Below are 20,538 nucleotides of genomic sequence, written 5' to 3' on the forward strand. Positions count from 1 at the left end.
GCCGTTATGCGACACGGGCGCTGCATCCGCGCGACAGGCCCCTTCACATGCCATCCTGATGTTGTGCGTGCCCTTCCGCTTCTGGGCAGCCGGGCCGGCGGCATGGCGTCGGCAGGCCGCAGCCGGCCCAGGATGAGGAGCGATGACGAATCGGCCGACGAAGAACGTTCCGGGACCCGGTGGGCCGAGCCCACCGGACGCCCCCGGGGCCGTGGCGCAGGAGAACGGCCTCCGGCACCCGCAGACGCCGCGGTCCGTGTCGGAGTGGGGTCTGCTCTTCGCCGGGGCCGCCGCGGCCGCTGTTCATGTACAGGACGAGGCGGTCGAAGAGCTGCGGCTCGTCGAGACGGTCGGGAGTACCGCCGCGCTGCAGGGACTGCCCCTCAACACCCCGCTGACCAGCAGCTCCCCGCTCGCCGACGCGTTCCGAGCGGGCCGGCCCCTGTGGTGCAGCGCCGCGGAGCTCGCCGCCTACCGGAACAGCGGCCCGGTGACGCTGCCGGCGGACATCTCGCTCGGCGTGCTGCCGCTGGCCGCGGGCGGCAGGCGGCTGGGCTGCCTACTCGTCGTGGAGGAGGCCGAGGACGCCTTCGATGCCGAACGGCGGCAGTTCCTGGAACTGTACGCCGACCAGGTCGCCGTGCAGCTGGTCGGCGTACAGCCGGAGGGGGACGAGGAGCCGGCCGCCGCCGGCGGTGCGGGTGCGGGCCGTGCGGCGCAGCGGTTCGCGCCGGACCCGGCCCTGGGCCGGCTCGGCGTCGGTTCCTTCAGCCTGGTCCCCAGTGCGGGGCGGATCGACGCGGACGCCCAGGCGCTGGAGCTCCTGGACATCCCGTCCGATGACTTCGACGGCCGCCTGGAGACTCTGCTGGCGCACACTCTCCCGGACGACCTCCCCGCGCTGATGTCCCTGGCGGCATCGGGGCAAATGATCTTCGGGGGCCGGGAGCTCGAATTCCGTATCCGCCGGGCCGGTGGTGAGCTGCGCTGGCTGCGGCTGCGCTGCCGGGCGCGGGTGGCCGCGGGTGACGGACCGAAGCGGGTGCTGGGAGTGGTCACCGACATCTCCTACCTGCGGCCCAGCGCGGATGATGCCTCCGATGTGCACCGGCTGTCGGCGGCACTGGAGGGCGCCACGACCATCCGGGACGTGAGCCGGGCCGTGGTGACGGCCCTGCGGCGTCCGCTGCGGGCCGACCGGCTCGCCCTGGCCGCGTTGGAGGCGGACCGGCTGGTGGTCAGCGTCCTGGACCCGCCGGACCCCTCGGCCTGGCCGGAGGTCTGGCAGTCCGACTGGCGTTCGGAATGGCCCGATGCCCCGATCGCGGCGCTCCCGACGCTGCGGGCCGCGCTGCACGAGGGGCACGCGACCCTGCGGTCGGCGGACAGCTCCCCGGAGCCGGGTCTGGCGGGCATCGGTCCCGGCGGTCTGGCCATCCTGCCGCTGCCCGCCGACGGACGCGTGGCGGGCGTATGCCTGATCGGCTGGGACGAGCCGCACACGTTCGGTCCCGAGGAGCGCACGCTGCTGACCGCGGCCGCATGCCTGGTCGGGCAGGCCCTGGTACGCGCCCATGCCCTGGACGCCGAGCACGAGCTGGCCACGATGCTCCAGCGCAGCCTGCTGCCGCGGACGCTTCCCGCGCTGGACGGCGGGGTGGCCGTCGCCCGCTATCTGCCGGCCACGGGTGGCCTGGAAGTCGGCGGCGACTGGTACGACGTCATCCCGCTGGAGCAGGGTCATGTCGCGCTGGTCATCGGGGACGTACAGGGGCACAGCGCCGCGGCGGCGACGATCATGGGCCAGATCCGTACGGCGATCAGGGCCTACGCGGTGGAGGGCCACCCGCCCGACGTGGTGATCTCCCACGCCAACCGGCTGCTCGTCGGCATGGCGACCGACCTCTTCGCCACCTGCACCTATGTCGAGCTCGACATAGAGGAGGGCAACCTCTGGTGTGTCCGGGCCGGACATCTGCCGCCGCTCGTACGCCACCCGGACGGCAGCAGCGAGGAGATCGAGGTCGAGGGCGGTCTTCCGCTGGGCGTGCACGCCGACGCCGAGTTCCCCCTGGTCATGGCCGGCCTCGCGCCGGGCTCCGTCCTTACGCTGGTGACGGACGGTCTGGTGGAGTCGGCAAGCCTCGACTTCGAGGACGGCATGCGCCGCGCGGGTGACGTCCTCTCGGCGGCCGACCCGTCCGATGCCGAACGGGTGGCCGACGACCTGCTCGGCGGCTCCGAACGGCGAGCGGACGACGTGGCCCTGCTGCTCCTGCGCTACGACGGGATGAAGGTCCGGCCGATCCGGACGACCTGGGCGGTGTGGCGGCTGCCCGACGCGGTCATGCACGCCCGGCGCTTCACCGCGCGCACCTTGCGTTCCTGGAAAGCGGACGACGAGCTCGATGTGGTCCTGCTGGTCGTGTCCGAATTGGTCACCAACGCCATGGTGCACACCCAGGGAGAGGTGCGCCTGGACCTGACGCTCATCGCCGAGGAGCGCCTGCGGGTGGCGGTCACCGACGCGTCCCCGCGCGCCCCCGCCAAACCGGTGGCGGTCGGCTGGGAGTCGACCGGCGGCCGTGGCCTGCTCCTCGTCGAGGCCATGACCGAGTCCTGGGGCTCGGTGCCGGTCAGCGGCGGCAAGCAGGTATGGGGCGAGGTCGCTCTGCCACCCCGACAGGAGGCCACCGCCGGTGGCGGCGCCTCGGACACATGAGAGGCCGGACCCACCGGGCGACGAACGGAGATGGTCCCTATGGCGGCTCCCCTGATGGCGTTGCGCGGAATCTCCAAACGGTTCGGCGCCGTCCAGGCGCTCGCGCACGTCGATCTGGAGATCGGCGCCGGCGAGGTGGTCGCATTGGTCGGCGACAACGGCGCCGGCAAATCGACGCTGGTCAAGGTGATCGCAGGGGTCGGACCGGCCGATGAGGGCACGATCGAGTGGGAGGGCCGACCCGTGCACATCAAGCGGCCCCACCAGGCGCAGGCCCTGGGCATCGCCACCGTCTACCAGGACCTTGCGCTGTGCGACAACCTCGACGTCGTCGGCAACGTCTTCCTCGGCCGGGAGATCAGTAAGGTCGGCGTCCTGGACGAGGTGGAGATGGAACGCCGTACCCGGACGTTGCTGGGCACGCTCTCCATCCAGCTGCCCAGCCTGCGTGTCCCGGTGGCGTCGCTGTCCGGTGGTCAGCGGCAGACCGTCGCGATCGCCCGCTCGCTCCTCGGCGACCCGAAGGTCGTCCTGCTCGACGAGCCCACGGCGTCGCTGGGCGTCAGGCAGACCGTCGAGGTCCTCGACATCATCGAGCGACTGCGGGAACGGGGGCTCGGCGTCCTGCTCATCAGCCACAACATGGGCGACATCAAGGCCGTCGCGGACCAGATCACGGTGCTGCGCCTCGGCCGTAACAACGGCGTCTTCGACGTGCGGACCACATCCCAGGAACAGATCATCTCCTCCATCACCGGTACCACGGAGCATGCCGTGAGCCAGCGCAAGAGCGAGGCGGAGGAGGACGACCTGTGGCAGTGAGAGGGGCAGCGAAGAACCGGCGCACTCCCACGGGCCCCGACGGCACCGAGCCGACCGCCCGCGGGCCGCGCGTGCGCGCCATCGCACAGGGCGTCAGGGCCTCCGTCAAGGACGTCAGGCACCGGCTGAGCGTCGGCGAACTCGGCTCCGCTCCGATCGTGTTGGGGCTCGTCCTCATCTGGATCGTCTTCCAGGGCCTCAACGACGCCTTTCTCTCCCCGCGCAATCTCTCCAACCTCAGCGTGGACATCGTCGGCACGGGCCTGATCGCGGTCGGCGTCGTCTTCGTGCTGCTGATCGCGGAGATCGATCTGTCGGTCGGCTCGGTGAGCGGACTCGCGGCGGCCGCATTCGCCGTGCTGAACGTGCGCAACGGCGTGCCGGAATGGCTGGCACTCATCATCGCGATGCTCACGGGAGCGGCCGTCGGGGCGGTCCATGGGGTCTTCGTCGCCAGGGTGGGCGTGCCCGCGTTCGTCGTCACCCTCGCGGGGCTGCTCGGCTGGAACGGACTGATGCTGTACGTCCTGGGCGCGAGCGGCACCGTCAACCTCGACGACCAGGGGCTGGTCGCCACCTTGACCAGTTACTACTTCTCCCAGGCGGCGGCCGCGTACAGCCTGGCGGCGCTCGGCACGATCGCGTACTTCCTCGCCTCCTACCAGGAGGCGCGGCGCCGCAAGGCCGCCGAAGTGCCGTCCCGGCCGCTCAGCCGGATCGCCCTGCGCACGGCGGTCCTCATGGTGATCGCCTTCGCCGCCGCCCATGTGCTGAACCAGTTCCAGGGCCTGCCGCTCGCCCTCCTCATCTTCCTCCTGATCATCGTCTGTCTGGACTTCGTCCTGCGCCGGACGCCGTACGGGCGGCAGGTCTTCGCCCTCGGCGGCGGTATCGAGCCGGCCCGCCGCGCCGGGATCGCCGTGGAGCGCGTACGGATCTCGGTCTTCATGGTGTCCGGGACGATGGCCGCGATCGGAGGTCTCTTCCTCGCCTCGCGCATCACCTCGGCGAGCCAGACCTCCGGCTCCGGCAATCTGCTGCTGAACGCCATCGCCGCGGCCGTCATCGGCGGCACCAGCCTGTACGGCGGGCGGGGCAGGACCTGGTCCGCGCTGCTGGGCATCCTGGTCATCCAGTCGATCGCCTCCGGCATGGCCCTGCTCGGCATCCAGGCCGCCGTCCAGTTCATGATCACTGGCGGGGTGCTGCTCGCGGCCGTGGTCCTCGACTCGCTGACCCGGCGCTCGCAAAGGGCGCACGGCCGGGCATGACGACCGAGGGAGGTCCTTGCGGATGAAGCCCTGTCTGCGGGTCACCGCCTGCGCGCGGGTCACCACCTTCGCGCGGGTCACCGCCTGTGCCATGGCGGCGGCCTGTCTGACCATCGGTCTCGTCGGCTGCGGAGGGGCCGGGCAGCCCAGCGGCCCCGGCGGCCACACCACCGGCAAGGGCGGCATGACGATCGGCCTGCTGCTCCCGGTCAATCACACCCCCCGCTGGGAGACGTACGACCGGCCGCTCATCGAGAAGAAGATCAAAGAGCTGTGCAGGGACTGCACGGTGCAGTACGCCAACGCCGAGGGCGATGTGGCGACCCAGAAGCAGCAGGTGGAAGCCGCGATCAGCAAGGGCGTCGACGCTCTGATCCTCTCCTCCGTCGACTCGACGGCATCCGCCCCCTCGGTCAAGGAGGCCAGGGAGGCGCACATCCCCGTCGTCTCCTACGACCACCTCGCCAACGGCCCGATCTCCGGCTATGTCTCCTTCGACGGCGAGCAGGTCGGCCGGCTCCAGGCACACGCGCTCCTCCAGGCCATGGGCGACAAGGCCAAGGGCGGCCGGATCGTCATGATGAACGGCGACCCCGCCGACCCGAACACGACCCGCTTCAAGAAGGGCGCACTGTCCGTCCTCGAAGGCAAGGTGAGGATCGGCAAGGCGTACGACACCGCCGGATGGCGGCCGGAGAACGCGAACCTCAATATGTCCGGAGCGATCGCGGCTCTGGGAGCCAACAGCATCGACGGCGTCTACGCCGCCAACGACGGCCTGGCCACCGGCGTCATCTCCGCCCTCAAGGCCGCCAAGATCAAACCACTGCCTCCCGTCACAGGCCAGGACGCCGAACTCGCGGCCGTGCAACGCATCGTCGCCGGCGAGCAGTACATGACCGTCTACAAGCCCTTCAAGCCCGAGGCGGACGCCGCCGCCGAGATGGCCGTAGCCCTGGCCCGCGGCGAAAAGCTCAACCACATCGCCACAACCAAGGTCAACGGCCCCACCGCCAAGAACATCCCGGCCGTCCTGCTCACCCCGATCTCCGTGACACTCCCCCACATCAAAGACACAGTCATCAAGGGCGGTATGTACACAACGAGCCAGATCTGCACACCCAAGTACAAGACCGCCTGCGATCGAGCCGGACTCACCAAGTAACGCCCGACCCCACTTGCCCTCTTGAGAACGCGTCAGGGGCCATCCGTAGATGACCCCTGAGCTGCGGTTTGAACCGACATCGCTGTCGGGACGACAGGATTTGAACCTGCGACCCCTTGACCCCCAGCGGTGCGGTCGGTTGTAGGTTGGAGTTCTGAACGGCCGCGGAGGGTAATACGGCGCAGTCAAAGCCCATTCCGAGCACTACACAAACGGGTGGCGTGAGCCGAGGAGACATCGCTCCATTCCCCATCGTCATCGGCCTGCGCGCTCGGCGCCTCTGAGCAAGACGTTCGGCCCATGCCGCTGCCGGTTCTGAGCACGGTGGCACGGTCCGTGGTCAGGTGCGCCCGATGCCGGGCCATGGCCGTTCCTATGCCTCCCCGACCCACCTTGACCGAGGACTTCGACTGAGCTCCACCGCATGGACGATGGAGCAGGTCGCACTGCCGTCGGCCTTAGCGGCGGGCCGTGTTACGGACTCACGCCGCCGCCCGCTCCGTCGCTTGACAGAAGGAATTATGGGTCAGTCATATCCCATCAACAGGGCGGCTTCGATGTCCGTGCTCGGAACCTGGACCGTGGTCGTGGAGACGGTAGACCAGCTCATCCGGATGCCGAGTAACCCGGGCCAGCCGCCATGCGGCGTCGTATGACGGCAACCTAGGTTTCAGGAAGCGCAGCCGCAGCGCCAACAGACTGGTCACCGGGTCGAGCGTCCAGCGCAGAACCGTGAGCCTCATCCGGGTGCCTCGACCCGCCCCCGCGCGAGGGCCTCCTGTACGTATACATTGAATGTATTCGTCAGGGCCGTCAGCGGTTCCGTGGACAGAAAACCCGCACACGCCGGCACCCGCCGATAACCCAACAAATCTTCCTCGGGCGATTGGTGTTGCCCATCTATCTGCCGTGCGCAGGCATGGAACAGCCCTGTCCGGATATCTGCATCACGCCACACTTCAGCAACGCTCGCCAATGGCGTCGACCTATTCCTGGACGAGCGGGATATTGACACTTCCGCCGGTCGCCAACCGTCCGCCCCTTGCGCCATCACCAATTCATTCATGACTAAAACTCTCTCCTTGCATACTAACTGGTATTGGGCTATCAGCCCGCTAAATGATTGGTTGCCGCTAAGGGATCGGCGCGTATTGGCCAGACGAGTCAAGGGACGTGGGCAGCTCAACGTCAGGTCACCTTTGGTCACAAGTCAAATGCGGTCATGGCCGTATCGGCGTCCGCGCTGCGCTATGAACCTTGAGATGGTTTCTCACGACCAGCCCCGCTTGAACTCCGTTCGCAAGCCGTGGCACAGGTAGCGCCGGATGCGTTGGATTTAATACGGCCCGGACTGATCGCGGCGTCCCGACGTCCAGCCACCTTCGGTTAAAGCTACTGAGGAAGTAGCGCGCCGAGAGACGCGGCGACGGTGGGCAAGAGGAGGGCTACAGCCCACCGAATGTATGCGTTTTTGATGTGGGCAATACGGCTGGTGCCCTCCAACGCACGTAGCAACCGCTCCTTCGATGAGCGCTCGTCGTCACGGATGGCCTCCGCGAGACGGGCCTGCTGGCTCGCTTGCAGGACGTCTTCGAAGTAGGCCAGCGTCTGCGTCTCATCACGCGGAGCTGCGCTGTGCCGCGGTAGCACTGCCAAGAGCAGGGTGAGCAGTGAACTGACCGAACCAGTCGCCGCCATCCACCACAGCACAGCGGTCCAACCTGGTTGATGCGGTTGTCTGGCCAGCAGGAACCCGAGCAGTGACCCAGTCGTCGCCAGCAGCACGGTTGCCTTGCCATCGGCGCGACCTATTTCGCCGAAGTTCTGGTCGAGGAGTTCTCGCAGCACGTTAAGGCTGCCCGGGGTTCCCGTCTCGTCTGGAGCTCTGTCAGGCTGTCGCGGCCGGCGGCTGTTCCCAGTCACTGCCGCTCCGGGTACCCGTGGGTGTTCGGTGACTGTCCGCCTTGTACGCGGTCAAGCACCTCGTCCGCGTGTGGAATGCCCAGCCCGCTGAGCAGTTCGGCTAGCTTGATGCCAACGAAACCACGGTCAGCCGCGCTCAGCCCTTGCAGCAACCCCACCAGGGAGTGTTCCCACTCGGCCTTGTCGGTCAGCAGCGTCTGGTTCTGCACGGTCCAGTCCAGGACCTCCCGCGCTTGGTCCGGATGGCGCAGCAGCCACAACGCAGCGAGACTGCAGGGGCCCTGGGCTACCACCTCACGGTAGAAGCGGTACGCGGCACGCTGCTCGTCTCCCCAGTCTGAGGGCACGGCGGGCCTCGTCGATGAGTCCGGCAACGGCGATGCGGCTGGCAGGTGAACCCGGTAGGCGATGCCCACCTCGGGGACCTGGCACTCCATGTCCCGCACGCTGCCCGGGCGTGCGGCGGCGTCGTCAGCCTGCGCAGGGTCGCCCCCCGAGATCCTGCTGGCGCCGTCTCGCCCGGCCAGGTCGCGCGCGATCCAAGAAGGTACTTCCTGCTCCAACAGGCGCTTGCGGGCGGCGGCCACCGGGTCTGACACCCACCAGGTCACCGTCCTCCGGGCGGACGGCTGCAGCCATCCATCGGGTGTCCGGTCGAAGGCATCTACGGCGGCGTCGTGCTCGACCAGCGACACCCAGCACACTTGGCCGAACGCCTTGCGTCGCACCATGGTCAGACTCGGCGGCCGGTAAGGACAGGCCGAGGTACCGCGAGGGTGCACTACCCGATCTTCGCCCTCCGACGAAAGGAAGACGAGAGCCCGATCGACTCGCGAACTGAACCGGTGCCGGAGCAGGCTGCGCATCGGGGAGGCTGTCAGCGGCTCCACCAGGACGCCGGTCATCGAAGCTCTTCCGCAGGGGCCGCGGAGTGGGCGCGGTACCGGGTGAGGAGAAAGACACGCAAGCCTTGGTGGCCTCCTGATGCTTCGCTCAGCGAGGTCAGGAATGTGTCCATCTGCTCTTGCCGGTCCGGTCCCAGCGCCTTTTCCAGCCTGGTCAGCGCCGTCGTCATCGCCTCGTGCAGCACCTTGTCGTCGAGCGCCGCCAGCACCAAGGGCACGAGCAGATCCTCGTTATCGGCGAACACGTCGGCGAGCTTCAGCCTGCGGATGCCGGCCCGGTTGATGGCTGGGAATCCGTCGACGCAGAGCGCCTGGACCGCCTGGAGTGCGTAGGCATGACGGGCAGTGCCGTCCGGCTCGCCGAGCCACGAGCTGATCTGTTCGAGGACAGGTTTCCTGTTGCTGTCCTCAGTGAGCTGCACACCGAGCGCGGCGGAAACAGCCTTGTGCAGATTGCCGTCCAGTTGGTCTTCGGCGCCTTCAAGCACCGTGTGTAGCAGGCTGAGGGCGAACGCCGGTAGTGCGAGGCCCAGGCTGCCGGCGCAGGTCTCGGCGACCGTACACCGGGGCTCCGGCTTTTGGGCTCGGCTCCACTGACGCAGCTGGGTGCGGACAGCACCGGACAGCACGACGTCCTGGACAGCTTCGCCGAGTGCGTAGCCGGCGAGTCGCCGCTGCCACCCCAGACGGGAGTGGGCAAACACGCTGAGCTGTCGAAGGACGTCGGGCCCGGATGCCTGACAGAGCACCCGCCCGATCCGCCTGCCCGCGATCCGGTCTAGGCCCGGCTCGTACGGCAGTCCGCGCATCCAGGTCAGCAGGACGTCGGAGAAGCCCTCGTAGTCCAGCCACAACCGCCGGAGCACTTCTTCAGCTAGATGCTTGCCGCGGAATGCCACAGGCTCCACCCAGTAGCGGTATCCACGCGCCGCCCCCACCGTACGGGACAGCGTCTTGGCCTGGACGGCGGCGAGACGGCCATGGATGTCACGGCCGAGCAGGTCATCGTTTGCCCGAGCGGCTGTCGGCTCGAGGCGTGCCGCGAGCAGTGGCCGCAGTTGGGCGGTGAGCCGCTCAACCACGGAGCGGTCTTGTTCCTCGAGGAGGGCGATGGCCGCGGTCAATGCCAAGTCGTCGGCGTTGCCGCGTACCGTCTTGAGGAGCTGCGCGGCCGCCTCGGCGCTGCCGAGACGTAGGTTGTCGGCTGCCTCCTCGGAGGTGCGGCCGTTGGCCACCACCTCCCGCAGCTCCTCTGCGACCTCGACGCCAGCAGCCGGAGACCGGCCGGCCGCCAGGTACTCCTCGAATGGTGGCTGGTCCAGCGCTGTGAAGGCATTCGCCAACTGGTCCCCGGTGAATGCTCCCTCATCGGCCATCCGCTGTAGCAGGGCCCGGGCTACGTCCGAGGGCTCGGGCGGAATGTGCGTGCGGCACCACGGGGTAAGAGCCCGCGGCAGTCCAGCCATCCCGGTGACGATGACTACAAGGAAGGCATGCTTGCCGCGGAGCTGATTGGTGAGCTGGTTCAGCGCCACTTCGTCCAGGTGTTCGCCCCCTTCGGGCGAGATACCTTGGACCAGGTAACCGCCGGCGGCCGACGGCGACCACTCGGTCAGGTCGGTGGCTGAGTCGAGACCGGTGATCCGATCATTCTTGGTGACGTCACGGAGGAGGGCGAGCGCTGCGGTACTGGTTCCCGCCCCGGCTTCCCCGCGCAGCAAGAGGATCCGGCGCCCGTCCAACTGCTCGCGGCAGGCAGGATAAGAAGGAGGTTTCACGAAGGCACGTAGCCGGTCGGCGACGTCGCTCTCCGGGTACAGACCCTCGCGGAAGCGGGGTTTGACGACCTTGCCATCGGCCTCACCGTCGAGAACCGCATAGTTGACCGTGATATCTCGAACCGATCCGACGACCGCGAGGCCGCGATCCACTTGCTGCTGGTTGCCGTCGTACGTCGTCGTCGGCCCGGCAGCCGGGGCCAGAGGCTGTGCCGCCGACGGCTCGGTGGGCCCCGCCCCTGCCGCGAGGTCGCCAGGGGAAACCTGTGCGGGTTTCTCCTCAGTCATCGCTGTTCCTCCGGAGAGCCGGTGTGCTTGGTGCCGGAGACGTTGTCCCCGCTACCCCAGTGCTGATTAGTACCGTTGTAATGAGTTGCGCCGCCGTTGTAGTTGAGGTCTCCGGTGATGTCGCCCATGACTGCCATGCCCTCGCGGACGTGCTGGGAATTGCCCTGGTACTGGCTCTTCTGCAGCGAATCCCGTGTGGCGGCCGGGTCTGGAGACGGCTCATCCGGCACGCCGGCCTCATGAGGCTCGTCCACGGCGAGCACTCCGGCGCGGAAGAGGTTGCCGGAGGGCGAGGGGACATGCAGCCACGCCCGCTGCGCGAACGGCTTCCCCTCGACTGTCGCGGGCACCTCAATGCACCGGTCGGGGTGTAGAGCGGTGTACCCGCCGAGCACCACATCTTCGTACACCCGGTCGGAAAGGATCGCGGCGAGGTGCGTGGTCTGCTCACTGGAGGCGGCCAGAATCGCCTTGACCGGGCGGGAGTCCAGCAGCCTGTGAGTGTCGTTGCGGGCCGTTCCGTTGCCATCCCCGGCACTGTCGGCGTCCGGCAATGGACCGACGTGCACACTGGCCCGCAGCCGGATACGCGGGCCCGCCGCCAGGACGTTGTACCGTCCGAGCACGTCGTCCAGTACCTTCAGGAACGGCGAGATCACGAAGGGCAGATGGACCGGATCGAAACCGAAGACAATGCCGTCTCCGGTACTGGCCGGAAAACTCTTGTCGCTCCGCACGCTGTCAAGCCCGGCCTTGGTCAGCGCCTGGTCAACCAGTTCAGGGATCACCTGGCTGACCGGTGCATGCAGTAGCGCGGGAAGGCCGGTGAAGTCCTTGGCATCAACGGCCAGCAACGCGCGGTAGGCGGGCAGCGGTCGGCTTTCCGCCCACGGTACGGGAACCTGCTCGGACATGGGCACGCCTCCTCGGGTGGTGACGGCCGCTGCGTTGCGGCCATTACCGAGCATGGGCGGAAGCGACCGGACCGAGTGCCCAGCGCTGGGCGTCTGGACGGTGACCGCAGTCACAGTCCGTTGATGGTCTCCGCCTGGGCCCAGAACCTCAGCGCCTCCATGTCCCGGATGGTGATCGCCCGCCGGGCCGTCTCCACTGCGCCGGCCTCGCGTAACTGCTGAAGCCCGCCGACGACCGCGTTGCGCGTAACCCCGATGGCCTGGGCCAGCTCCTCCTGGGTCAAACCGGTGAGACGCAGCGGCGCATCACCGGCTGGTAAGGGCGTGGTGAGGTCCACCAAGCGCACCAGTGACCGGGCCAAGCGCACGCACAGGGGAAGCGTCATCAGCTCGGCGTGGCGAAGGTCGGACTCGCGGAGACGCCCGAGCGTCTGCCGCATCAACTCCATCAGTAGGCCTCGACGTTCCACGAACGCCTGAAACCTGTGCGCCTCCAAAACGACGGCTTTGCACGGGCGCAACGCCACGACGTCTGCGATCCGGGCCCGGTTATCGAAAACGGCGACTTCACCAAGCAGGTCGCCGGGACCCCGGAAGGCCAGCAGCGTCGTCTCTCCACCCTCCTCTCGCCGAATGACCTTGACCAGTCCCTCGGTGAGTGCCAGAAGATGAGTCCCTGAATCGCCCTGCCGCAGCATCCGGCTGCCAGCCCGGTAGCGCTGTTCCGGCCCGAGGCTGCACAGCTCCTGCCACACGTTCTGAGGCAATTGTTGTCTGCTCCCTGGCTGGTTACTGGAGTTGACCGTCATGGCGCGGTTCTACCGTTGGAGGAAGATCGTTTCACCGCTCGGCATACAACAGATTGACTGTGTGTTGAACGAAACACACAGGCACTTTGGGAGGGATCCGCCCCAGGGTCGGAGCAAAGCGGAGGCCAGCAGGCCCGGTACGATCCCCAAGGGGTCTCTGCTGTTCAACTGTGGCTGAGGGGTCATGTGATGGCGAGGTGATGGCAGCCGCCCTCGGTACGCCATGATCCGCCAACTGCCGCGCCGGGACCCTGGATCGTCACCGTGGAGTCATCCACTCCCCTACTGGAGGTGAGCGTCTTGGCTCCTCGCCCTCCTGAGCGCGGTCGTCTCTACCGGCGGTGTGGCTGCCGCCGGCCCGACGGCAGGCAGTTCGGCGCAAGCTGCCCCAAGCTCAAGGGCCGTTCCCGGCACGGCTCCTGGGCCTTCGCCGTCGACCTGCCCTCCGCCGACGGCACACGCAGGCCTCTCTGCCGCAGCGGCTTTCCCACCCGGAAAGCGGCGTACGCGGCACTGGAGCGCGCCCTGCGCTCCGAGCGCACCGGCCTTAACTGCGACGATGACCTCACCGTCGCCGGCTATCTCACCGAGTGGCTGCGCACGAAACAGGAGACGCTCCGGCCCACCACGTTCGTCCGCTACCGCGACCATGTGCACAACGATCTGCTGCCTGCCTTCGGCCGCACGCTCCTCGCCGATCTGCGGCCGCGGCACATCACCGTCTGGCGCGAGGCCGAGGTCGCCCGCGGACGCGGGCGCACCGCCATCTACCGGATCGGTGCCACGCTCTCCAGCGCCCCAGGGGACCGCCGTGCGCACCCGCTTGATCGCGGACAATCCCTGCCGGTACGCGGTGACCTCCCGGCCCGCGGCCCAGGAGCGGATCTGCTGGAGTCCCACCCAGGCAGCGGCATTCCTGCGGCACAACCACAGCCAGTACGGTGACCAGCTGGCCGACCTGTTCGAGCTGCTGCTCGGCACCGGTATGCGGCGCGGTGAGGCCCTGGGCCTGCACTGGAATGACGTGCACCTGGCCGAGAAGGTGCTGCTGGTGCGCTGGAGCCTCACCGCGGTGAACAACAACCAGCTCTACCTCGGACACCCCAAGACCAAGGCCAGCCGGAACTGGGTGAGCCTGTCCCCGCGCGTGGTCACTGCCCTGCAGCGTCAGGCCGTCCTCGCCCGATCCAGCCTGCCAGAGGGTGCCCCTTTGGAGGGCCTGGTGTTCTGCCGCCCGGACGGCGTCCCACTGCGGCCGCAGAACGTCCTGGTCGAGCTGCGTCGGCGCGCCGCGGAGATCGGCCTGCCGCGAATCGGGGTGCACGACCTGCGGCACACCGCCGCCACCATCATGATCAGTTCACGGGTGCCGCTGGCAGTGGTCTTCAAGACGCTGCGCCATTCGACGCTGTCCACCACTGTCAACCTCTACGGCCATCTGCTCCCTCACGCCGCCCGCGATGCGGTCACCGCCGTCGACGGGGCCCTGAACCACGCCGACCGCAAGCACGGCCTCAACATTGACGGGGTGTCTGGACAGCGTGCGGCCTGAGGTCCCCGTCTGTCCTCCGCCCGCCGAGACGTGTCCTCGCTGCCTCACCTCTGAGCAGGGACGCCGTCCCGTCGGCGGGGCCCGGTTTACCGACTGCCATCACGTTGCCGTCACGTGTCACACGAACGCATTCAGCGAGCCTGCCATTGCCGACAGACCCGCTGGTCACACCGTCGGGACGACAGGATTTGAACCTGCGACCCCTTGACCCCCAGCCGGGACAGCGGTGCCGAGGGAACGTCCACTTCGGCGCAAGAGGTTGCTGGTGCCAGGCCAGCAGCGTGATGAGGGTGACCGCGAACACGTGGCGCCGGCGTTCCCGCGGGACCAGCCGGGAAAGGACAGCGAGCCACTTTCGTCGGCGGGCTTGTAGCGGGCTCGGGCCATCTGGCGACGTAGCACTGCGCTGTCGTCCCGCAACGCCAAGGCCTCCGCATCCCTGGTCACGCGTTTGCGAAGCACGGCAGCAAGCACCTTGATCAGGTTCCAGACCAGCGCGGTGACGACTTACAGTGGCATCGGCATATCATCCCAGGCGCCGTGCAGGCCACCACCCCGCGCGGAGAAGCTCCGTTGCAGTGCCGCGGATGCCCGTTTGTTTCCAGATCCCGGCGGAGTGTTCGCTTCGGCGCAGCCATACCGTCCGTTGTCGCCGACCACTGTGCCCACCACCAGGGGCGACATCCGGGGTATCCGGCTGCGCAATCCGGTCAACGTGCTGAAGCGGTGATCGGGGTGTCACATGTCTCGTGCCGGGCGGAATTCGTGCGTCGGCAGCGGGAAACGGTCCCACAGGATCTCCGACCGGACATCCCCGCCGAGCACAGCCGTGAGAAACCGGGTCACGGTCATGTCGTACCGCTCCCAGTCCTCTCCCGACTCGCTGTTGATCAGGATGGGGCGGGAGTCGGGGTCGTCGGACGGCTGGACGAGCCAGTACAGGTATTCGCCGTTGTCCGTGGTCGCCCAGCAGACCAGACGGTTTCCCTCGGGCTCCATTTCCGCCGGCTTGTCCTCGAACTCCCAGAGGGACTCGTTCGCCTCTTCGCGCTCGGCGCTGATCTTGATCAGGTCGTAGACAGCGTTGGGGCACCCCGGTTCCAACAGGAGGAGATAGTTGTCGATGAAACCGCCGCCGTACGCCGCGATGAGCTCCCGGTAGTCCGCAGGGAGCGCCGTGTGCAGCTCGGCCTCGGCCGCGTCCCAGTTCGGGGCGTGCCCCACTGCCGCCGGCCTCGGCAGGAGCTCGGCGAGCCGACTCAGTTCCGGACTCATTCAACTGTCCCTTTCCCGTCGCCTCCTGGTCACCGCGCGCGGTTCCAGATGGTGACGCTGTTGGTTCCGCCTGTCGTGCTTCCATGCGGGTGCATCTGGAATCCCTTGTTGCCATGGGCCTCGATGGTCACCCCCAGAGGAATCTTGGCATGAGCGTCCGCGTAGATGGGCGTCACGCTGTACTGGATGATCTCATCGCCATCGCGGACAGCATTGCGCACCTGCAGCTCGACCTGCCGCATGACAGGCGAGTTGGCATAGGCATGCATGGTGACAAAGTTCCGAGCATCCTTGTTGGATCCACCGAGCATCGCGGCAAGCAGATGCGCCCGGTTGTATCCCTTACCGGATTCCCAGCCGGCCGGGTCCACCTGGGGACCAGTCTTCCCGCCGAGCATGTCCTTGGAGATCGTGGCGTGCATGCCAGTGGCCCGGTCGTGCGGGCCAGGTGCCCCGTACTGCACCCGGCCGCCCCACGTCACGTCGCTCTCGTTGCAGGGCGCGAGTCCCAGTGGGTCCGCCAGAGTGTGCGGGTTGTCGACGTAGGCGGCGGGGTTCGGAGCCGGGGTCAGGCCCAGCGGGTCCAAAGTGAGATAGCGGGCGGTCTGCGGGTCATAGTGGCGGAAGTAGTTGTGGTGCAGGCCCGTCTCGGGGTCGTAGTACTGGCCTGGGAAGCGCAAGGGTGTGTAGGCGGTGGAGTCGCGGTTCCAGGTGGTGACGCCCCACAGGGTGGCTCGGGTGCGCCAGGCGACGTTGCCCTCTTCATCGACGAGTTCGGTCGGGGTGCCGATCTGGTCGGTGATGATGGCGAAGAACCGTTGGTCGATGACCTCCTGCGGAGCTTCGGCGAGGGACTTGCTCTCGGTCTGTGCGAGGGGGGCCTGGCCGTCGTGGTCCCAGGTGAGTGTGACCAGCTCGCTCGCACTGCTGATCCGGGTGGTCTGTTCGGCCAGGGTGGAGCCGTCCCAGACGAAGCGGGTTTCCTCGGCGATGGCGCCGTCTGTGGTGAGGCGCTGTTTGGCGATGCGCCGTCCGAGGGGGTCGTACAGGTAGCGCCAGCACGTGCCGTCGGGAGTGACGACGGAGGTGAGACGGTCCTCGGCATCCCATGTGTAACGCCAGGTGTCGGGCTTGCGTGAGAGGCGTTTGACCTGTCGCAGTACGACCCGGCCCGCCGCGTCGTACTCGTAGCGGACATTGCCTGCGCTGGTCAGGCAGGTTCCCTCGTAGGCGCGCGTTCCCTGCGCCTGGCTGCCGGGGTGCTTGTCCGGCCACAGTGCCCGCGTCTGGTTGCCCACCTCGTCGTAGGCGTAGCTCTCGGTCCAGTTCTCGGCTTGAACGGCGGTGACGCGACCGGACCGGTCGAGCGTGAAGGAGCGGTGGCCGGTATGCCGGTCGCTGACTCCGGTCAGGTGCCCGTCTTCGCGGTAGGCATAGGTCCGTTCGATCGAGGGGTGTTCGGCGCCTTGGGCGGTGAGGGTCTGCTGGGTGAGGTGGCCGACCGGATCCCAGGCGAAGGCAAGGGTGAATTGGTCGTCGAGGCGTCGCAGGATTTCCCGGTCCGCCGCGTCGTGCTCGAAGGAGAAGGTGCGACCCGACACCGCGAGCGCGGCACAGTGACCGACGGTGTCGTAGGAGTATGCCGTCTCGACGCCGACCGGTGTGGTGCGGCGGATCCGGCGCCCGGCCGCGTCGCAGGCGGTGGCGAGGGTCCGGCCGTCGATGGACTCCGCGATGACACGGCCCACCGCGTCGTACTGGTACGCCAGCGTCGCGTCGGGTGCGGTTGCCCGTATGAGCCGCCCGCACGGGTCGTTCTCGAAGGCGACCGTGCGGCCGTCGACGTCCTTCTCGACGAGCCGGCCGACGGAATCGTAGTGGTACGTGACGCTCTGCCCCGCGGGGTTGGTCCGCCGGGTGAGCCGGCCCGCCCCGTCGTACACATACGCCGTCGTGCGGCCGTCAAAGTCGGTCTCCGCCGCCAGCTGCCCCGCGGCGTCGTAGGTGTAGGTCCACGTCAGGTCCTGAGGGCTGGTGACCTTGGTGAGATGCAGCTCGGTGTCGTGGGTGAAGGCGTGACGGCTGCCGTCCGAGTCGGTTCGCGTGGTGAGGAGGTCGAAGTAGGTGTACCCGAAGCGGGTTGTGTCGCCGGTGGGATGTGTGTGGCTGGTGCAGTTGCCCTCGCCGTCATACGTCCACTTCTCCTCCGCGCCGGTGGAGTCGACGCGTCGGGCCAGCCTGCCCTCGATGGTCCATTCCAGGTGCGTCGTGGAGCCGGTCGGGTTGGTGACCGACACCGGACGGCCGAACGCATCGTGCTCGTAGTGCGTGACAGCACCCAGCGGGTCGGTGATCTCCATCGGGAGCCCGCTCGGGTTGCACCTGATGTGGGTGGTGTGGCCCAGCGCGTCCGTGATCGTGTCCAGGTGGCCGGTGGCGGTGTACGCATAGCGCGTCACCGCACCGGCTGGGTCGGCCAGGGTGGTGAGGTTGCCGCAGGAGTCGTATTCGCGACGCCAGGATGCACCGTCGGCGTCGACGCTTTCGATCGGCAGGCTCAGGTCGTTGTAGGTGGTCTCGGCGATGCTGCCGTCGGCGCGGGTGATGCGCGTGATGTTGCCGGCGTCGTCGTAGGTGTAGCTGGTCGTGTTGCCGAGCGCGTCGGCCTGGGACAGCAGCCGGTCGTACTCGTCCCATTCCTGCCGTACGGCAATCCCGAGGGGATCGGTCTCGGCGGTGAGTTGCAGCCGCTCGTTGTACTCGTAGGTGGTGACGTGGCCCAGCGAATTCCGGTAACGCGTGATGCGGTTGTCGGTGTCGTACATCACCGCGCAGCTCAGGATGGAGTCGACTCCCTCGCCCCGCACGACACGATCGTCGGTGTCATAGGTGAAGCGGTACCAGGCGCCGATGCGGTCGGTCCAGGAGGTGATGCGCGCGTTCTCGTCGTAGGTGAGCTGGAGAGGCCGGCCGGAGGAGTGGTAGATCTCGGTGAGATTGCCGTCGCTGTCGTAGGCGTACCGCAGGAGCTGGGTTCCTTCGGGTCCTGCGTCCACGCTGAGCAGGCGCAGACCGGTGACGCGATTGTCGTCGGTGTCAACGGCTATGTGGTAGCCACCGGTGTGCCGAATCGCGGTCGGCAGGTCTGCGTCGTTGTACTCGAAAGTGATCTCATTACCGTTCCGGTCGGTGATCGACTGGAGGAGCAGCGTCACCTGCTCCGGAGCCTCGGCGCGGCCTCGCTGCTCCGGAATTTCCGGGGGCGGTGCAAAGCGCCGGGTGAGGCCGGAGCGCGGGTCGGAGATGGTGATCGCACCGTTGGATGTCCCGTCCCATTCCAGCGGCCAGCGCGGACCTGCCGCAGGCATGACGGGGCGACCGGCCTCGGGGCGGGGGTAGGCCAGGAGCATCCCGTCCTCGGTGGCGAAGACGGCCCCTTGGGAGTCGAATTCCAGGCGCTGGTCGAGGGTGGAGGCCCAGGATTCGCCGAAGCAGCTGCCCTGACGGTAGGTGGACAGGTGGGTTCGCTGGAGGACGAGGGGGAGCACGCCGGGCAGGGCGACGTCGGTCCCCTCCATGAGCATCTCGCCGGAGACCATGTCGATCGGGTCGCCGTTCTTGCAACGGGCCTTGGCCGGCTTGGCCTTCTTCAGCAGATCCTTGCCCGAGCGCAGAGCGTTGCGCAGCCCTCCGGCGCGCAAGCCCTTCGCCGCCGCCTTCAGTCCCTTGGCCGCTCCGGCGAGGGTGGTGATTCCCTTGGCGCCGGGTATGCAGTCGAGGGCGGCCATGCCGATGTCGAAGAGACTGGCCTGGCCTTTTCGGTATTTGTTGAGGGTGTCGGCGAGGACGACCAGGGCCGCGACGACCACGATCGCGGCGAGGATCGGGCCACCGACGATCATCACGACGATGCCGAGCACGGCCACGACGACCTTGCAGACGGAGACGATCGTGTCCCAGTTCTCGGTGACGAAGTGGGCGACCTCCTCCCACCAGTGGCGGTTCTGGATACCGGCGTCGGAGGCCTCGTCGAGCTTGTCCTGGCAGACCCGGGCAGCCTCCTCGCGCAGCTCCTTGGCCTCGGCGGCCAACGCCTTCGCGGCGTCGAGGGCGGACTGGGCTGAATCGACAGCGCCCTGGGCGTCACTGCGGGCGGAGTTGGCCTGCTGGGCGTTACGGGTAGCGGCGCGCACCTTGGACTCGTCCGGGGCCTCGGGGCCCTTCGCGTCGTCGTACGCCTTGGTCCGGGCGGTGGCGGTCTTGACCCAGTCGGTGGCCGAGTCCAACCGCCCCTGAGCGGCGGTCAGGTCGTCGCGGGCCTCCCGGCCCTTCTTCAGCGCCCGGTCGGCCAGGGACTGGGCACGCTCCAGCTTCGGCCAGTAGTCGGCGATGGCATCGCCCGCCATGTCGTACGAGGTCCGCAGCTTCCGCAGATTGCCGGGGACGCCGTCGAACTCCTCCTTGAACTTCTTCGCTGAGCGCCCGGACCACTTCAGCACCGCGTCCTCGGACGCCATGTCGGTGATCTGCCGCAGCGCGGTACCGACGTCCTCGGCGAACTCGTGCAACTCGCGCGCGAGTTTGCGCACCCGTTCCGGATCACCGGGAGTCGGGTCCTTCTCCAGGTCCAGCACATGCCAGTCCGTCGGCCGATGGCCCACGTCAACACCCCCGTAACACACTCAACTTCAGTCAACGTGATCTTGCAGCGCCACCCTAACTCTCGCCACTCACACGAGTGAAGGGAGGTTCGACGGGCCGGAGCATCCGGGCTGGTCTTGCCACGCTCTGCGCGAGGGCGCCACACCTGCCGGGGACAACGAGGAGGGCCGACTCTGCATCGGCGGCTCTGGCGTGGCCGTGGGCTACTTGAAAAACCGAGGAATCCGCGCGCCAGTTCCTCATCCTGGGCCTCGGAGACGGGGTGGGCCCCAACGGCTTTACCGAACCGGCGACTTCGTTCACCGTCGTCCGGACGGGATCACCGAGTCCGATGGCGCCGCGACGACCAGGTCAAAGGACGCAGGTTCTCGACCTGGACGAGATCTGTGGCGCGTTGAAGCACCACGTGGGTGTGACCGATGCCGTGGTGCTGGCCCACGAGGACGGCACCA

General features: G+C 67.9%; 13 protein-coding genes. 6 read left to right on the forward strand and 7 right to left on the reverse strand.

Features of this window, described 5'->3' with window-relative positions; genetic code table 11:
* The first annotated feature begins 142 nt into the window (after positions 1-142).
* From AB0I82_RS03860 to AB0I82_RS03875, 4 genes are all read left to right on the forward strand, one after another.
* The gene (locus tag AB0I82_RS03860; RefSeq protein ID WP_363255447.1) at positions 143-2,722 is read left to right on the forward strand and encodes a SpoIIE family protein phosphatase; all 2,580 of its coding nucleotides are present in this window, start codon (positions 143-145) and stop codon (positions 2,720-2,722) included.
* Between the two features lie 30 nt (positions 2,723-2,752).
* Positions 2,753-3,544 (forward strand): ATP-binding cassette domain-containing protein, encoded by a 792-nt coding sequence (locus AB0I82_RS03865; RefSeq protein WP_363255448.1) that lies wholly within the window; start codon positions 2,753-2,755, stop codon positions 3,542-3,544.
* Positions 3,545-3,624: 80 nt separating this feature from the next.
* Positions 3,625-4,815, forward strand: coding sequence for a sugar ABC transporter permease (locus AB0I82_RS03870; protein WP_363256062.1), 1,191 nt, complete (start codon positions 3,625-3,627; stop codon positions 4,813-4,815).
* Between the two features lie 22 nt (positions 4,816-4,837).
* Positions 4,838-5,980 carry a sugar ABC transporter substrate-binding protein gene (locus AB0I82_RS03875; RefSeq protein ID WP_363255449.1) on the forward strand — a complete coding sequence of 381 codons (1,143 nt, stop codon included), beginning with the start codon at positions 4,838-4,840 and terminating at the stop codon, positions 5,978-5,980.
* Between the two features lie 1,392 nt (positions 5,981-7,372).
* Here the strand turns inward: AB0I82_RS03875 and AB0I82_RS03880 are convergent.
* From AB0I82_RS03880 to AB0I82_RS03900, 5 genes are all read right to left on the reverse strand, one after another.
* Entirely contained in the window at positions 7,373-7,828 is a 456-nt protein-coding gene (locus AB0I82_RS03880; protein ID WP_363255450.1) for a Pycsar system effector family protein, read from the reverse strand.
* Positions 7,829-7,899: 71 nt separating this feature from the next.
* Positions 7,900-8,808 carry a hypothetical protein gene (locus AB0I82_RS03885; protein WP_363255451.1) on the reverse strand — a complete coding sequence of 303 codons (909 nt, stop codon included), beginning with the start codon at positions 8,806-8,808 and terminating at the stop codon, positions 7,900-7,902.
* Positions 8,805-10,874 carry a hypothetical protein gene (locus tag AB0I82_RS03890; protein WP_363255452.1) on the reverse strand — a complete coding sequence of 690 codons (2,070 nt, stop codon included), beginning with the start codon at positions 10,872-10,874 and terminating at the stop codon, positions 8,805-8,807. Before AB0I82_RS03890 ends, AB0I82_RS03885 begins: the two co-directional genes overlap by 4 nt.
* Positions 10,871-11,788: a hypothetical protein gene (locus tag AB0I82_RS03895; RefSeq protein WP_363255453.1), complete on the reverse strand. Its 918-nt coding sequence runs from the start codon at positions 11,786-11,788 to the stop codon at positions 10,871-10,873. The genes AB0I82_RS03890 and AB0I82_RS03895 overlap by 4 nt, the downstream gene beginning before the upstream one ends.
* Positions 11,789-11,898: 110 nt before the next feature.
* Entirely contained in the window at positions 11,899-12,597 is a 699-nt protein-coding gene (locus AB0I82_RS03900; protein WP_363255454.1) for a Crp/Fnr family transcriptional regulator, read from the reverse strand.
* Between the two features lie 300 nt (positions 12,598-12,897).
* Between AB0I82_RS03900 and AB0I82_RS03905 the strand changes: the two genes are divergently transcribed.
* Both AB0I82_RS03905 and AB0I82_RS03910 read left to right on the forward strand, forming a co-directional pair.
* Positions 12,898-13,542 (forward strand): N-terminal phage integrase SAM-like domain-containing protein, encoded by a 645-nt coding sequence (locus AB0I82_RS03905; protein WP_363255455.1) that lies wholly within the window; start codon positions 12,898-12,900, stop codon positions 13,540-13,542.
* The gene (locus AB0I82_RS03910) at positions 13,451-14,149 is read left to right on the forward strand and encodes a site-specific integrase (protein ID WP_363256063.1); all 699 of its coding nucleotides are present in this window, start codon (positions 13,451-13,453) and stop codon (positions 14,147-14,149) included. Before AB0I82_RS03905 ends, AB0I82_RS03910 begins: the two co-directional genes overlap by 92 nt.
* A gap of 738 nt (positions 14,150-14,887) precedes the next feature.
* Here AB0I82_RS03910 and AB0I82_RS03915 read toward each other — a convergent pair.
* Both AB0I82_RS03915 and AB0I82_RS03920 read right to left on the reverse strand, forming a co-directional pair.
* Positions 14,888-15,424: an SMI1/KNR4 family protein gene (locus AB0I82_RS03915; protein ID WP_363255456.1), complete on the reverse strand. Its 537-nt coding sequence runs from the start codon at positions 15,422-15,424 to the stop codon at positions 14,888-14,890.
* Between the two features lie 29 nt (positions 15,425-15,453).
* Complete coding sequence (locus AB0I82_RS03920; protein ID WP_363255457.1) at positions 15,454-20,085, reverse strand: DUF6531 domain-containing protein; 4,632 nt, start codon at positions 20,083-20,085, stop codon at positions 15,454-15,456.
* Between the last annotated feature and the right edge of the window lie 453 nt (positions 20,086-20,538).

The organism is Streptomyces sp. NPDC050315, from assembly GCF_040655775.1.
Taxonomy (GTDB): Bacteria; Actinomycetota; Actinomycetes; order Streptomycetales; family Streptomycetaceae; genus Streptomyces.

What these genes read in the sequence shown, in the direction of transcription:
- AB0I82_RS03860 (WP_363255447.1), top strand. Translation starts at nt 143, where the DNA reads ATGACGAATCGGCCGACGAAGAACGTTCCGGGACCCGGTGGGCCGAGC.
- AB0I82_RS03865 (WP_363255448.1), top strand. Translation starts at nt 2,753, where the DNA reads ATGGTCCCTATGGCGGCTCCCCTGATGGCGTTGCGCGGAATCTCCAAA.
- AB0I82_RS03875 (WP_363255449.1), top strand. Translation starts at nt 4,838, where the DNA reads ATGAAGCCCTGTCTGCGGGTCACCGCCTGCGCGCGGGTCACCACCTTC.
- AB0I82_RS03885 (WP_363255451.1), bottom strand. Translation starts at nt 8,808, where the DNA reads ATGACCGGCGTCCTGGTGGAGCCGCTGACAGCCTCCCCGATGCGCAGC.
- AB0I82_RS03890 (WP_363255452.1), bottom strand. Translation starts at nt 10,874, where the DNA reads ATGACTGAGGAGAAACCCGCACAGGTTTCCCCTGGCGACCTCGCGGCA.
- AB0I82_RS03895 (WP_363255453.1), bottom strand. Translation starts at nt 11,788, where the DNA reads ATGTCCGAGCAGGTTCCCGTACCGTGGGCGGAAAGCCGACCGCTGCCC.
- AB0I82_RS03900 (WP_363255454.1), bottom strand. Translation starts at nt 12,597, where the DNA reads ATGACGGTCAACTCCAGTAACCAGCCAGGGAGCAGACAACAATTGCCT.
- AB0I82_RS03915 (WP_363255456.1), bottom strand. Translation starts at nt 15,424, where the DNA reads ATGAGTCCGGAACTGAGTCGGCTCGCCGAGCTCCTGCCGAGGCCGGCG.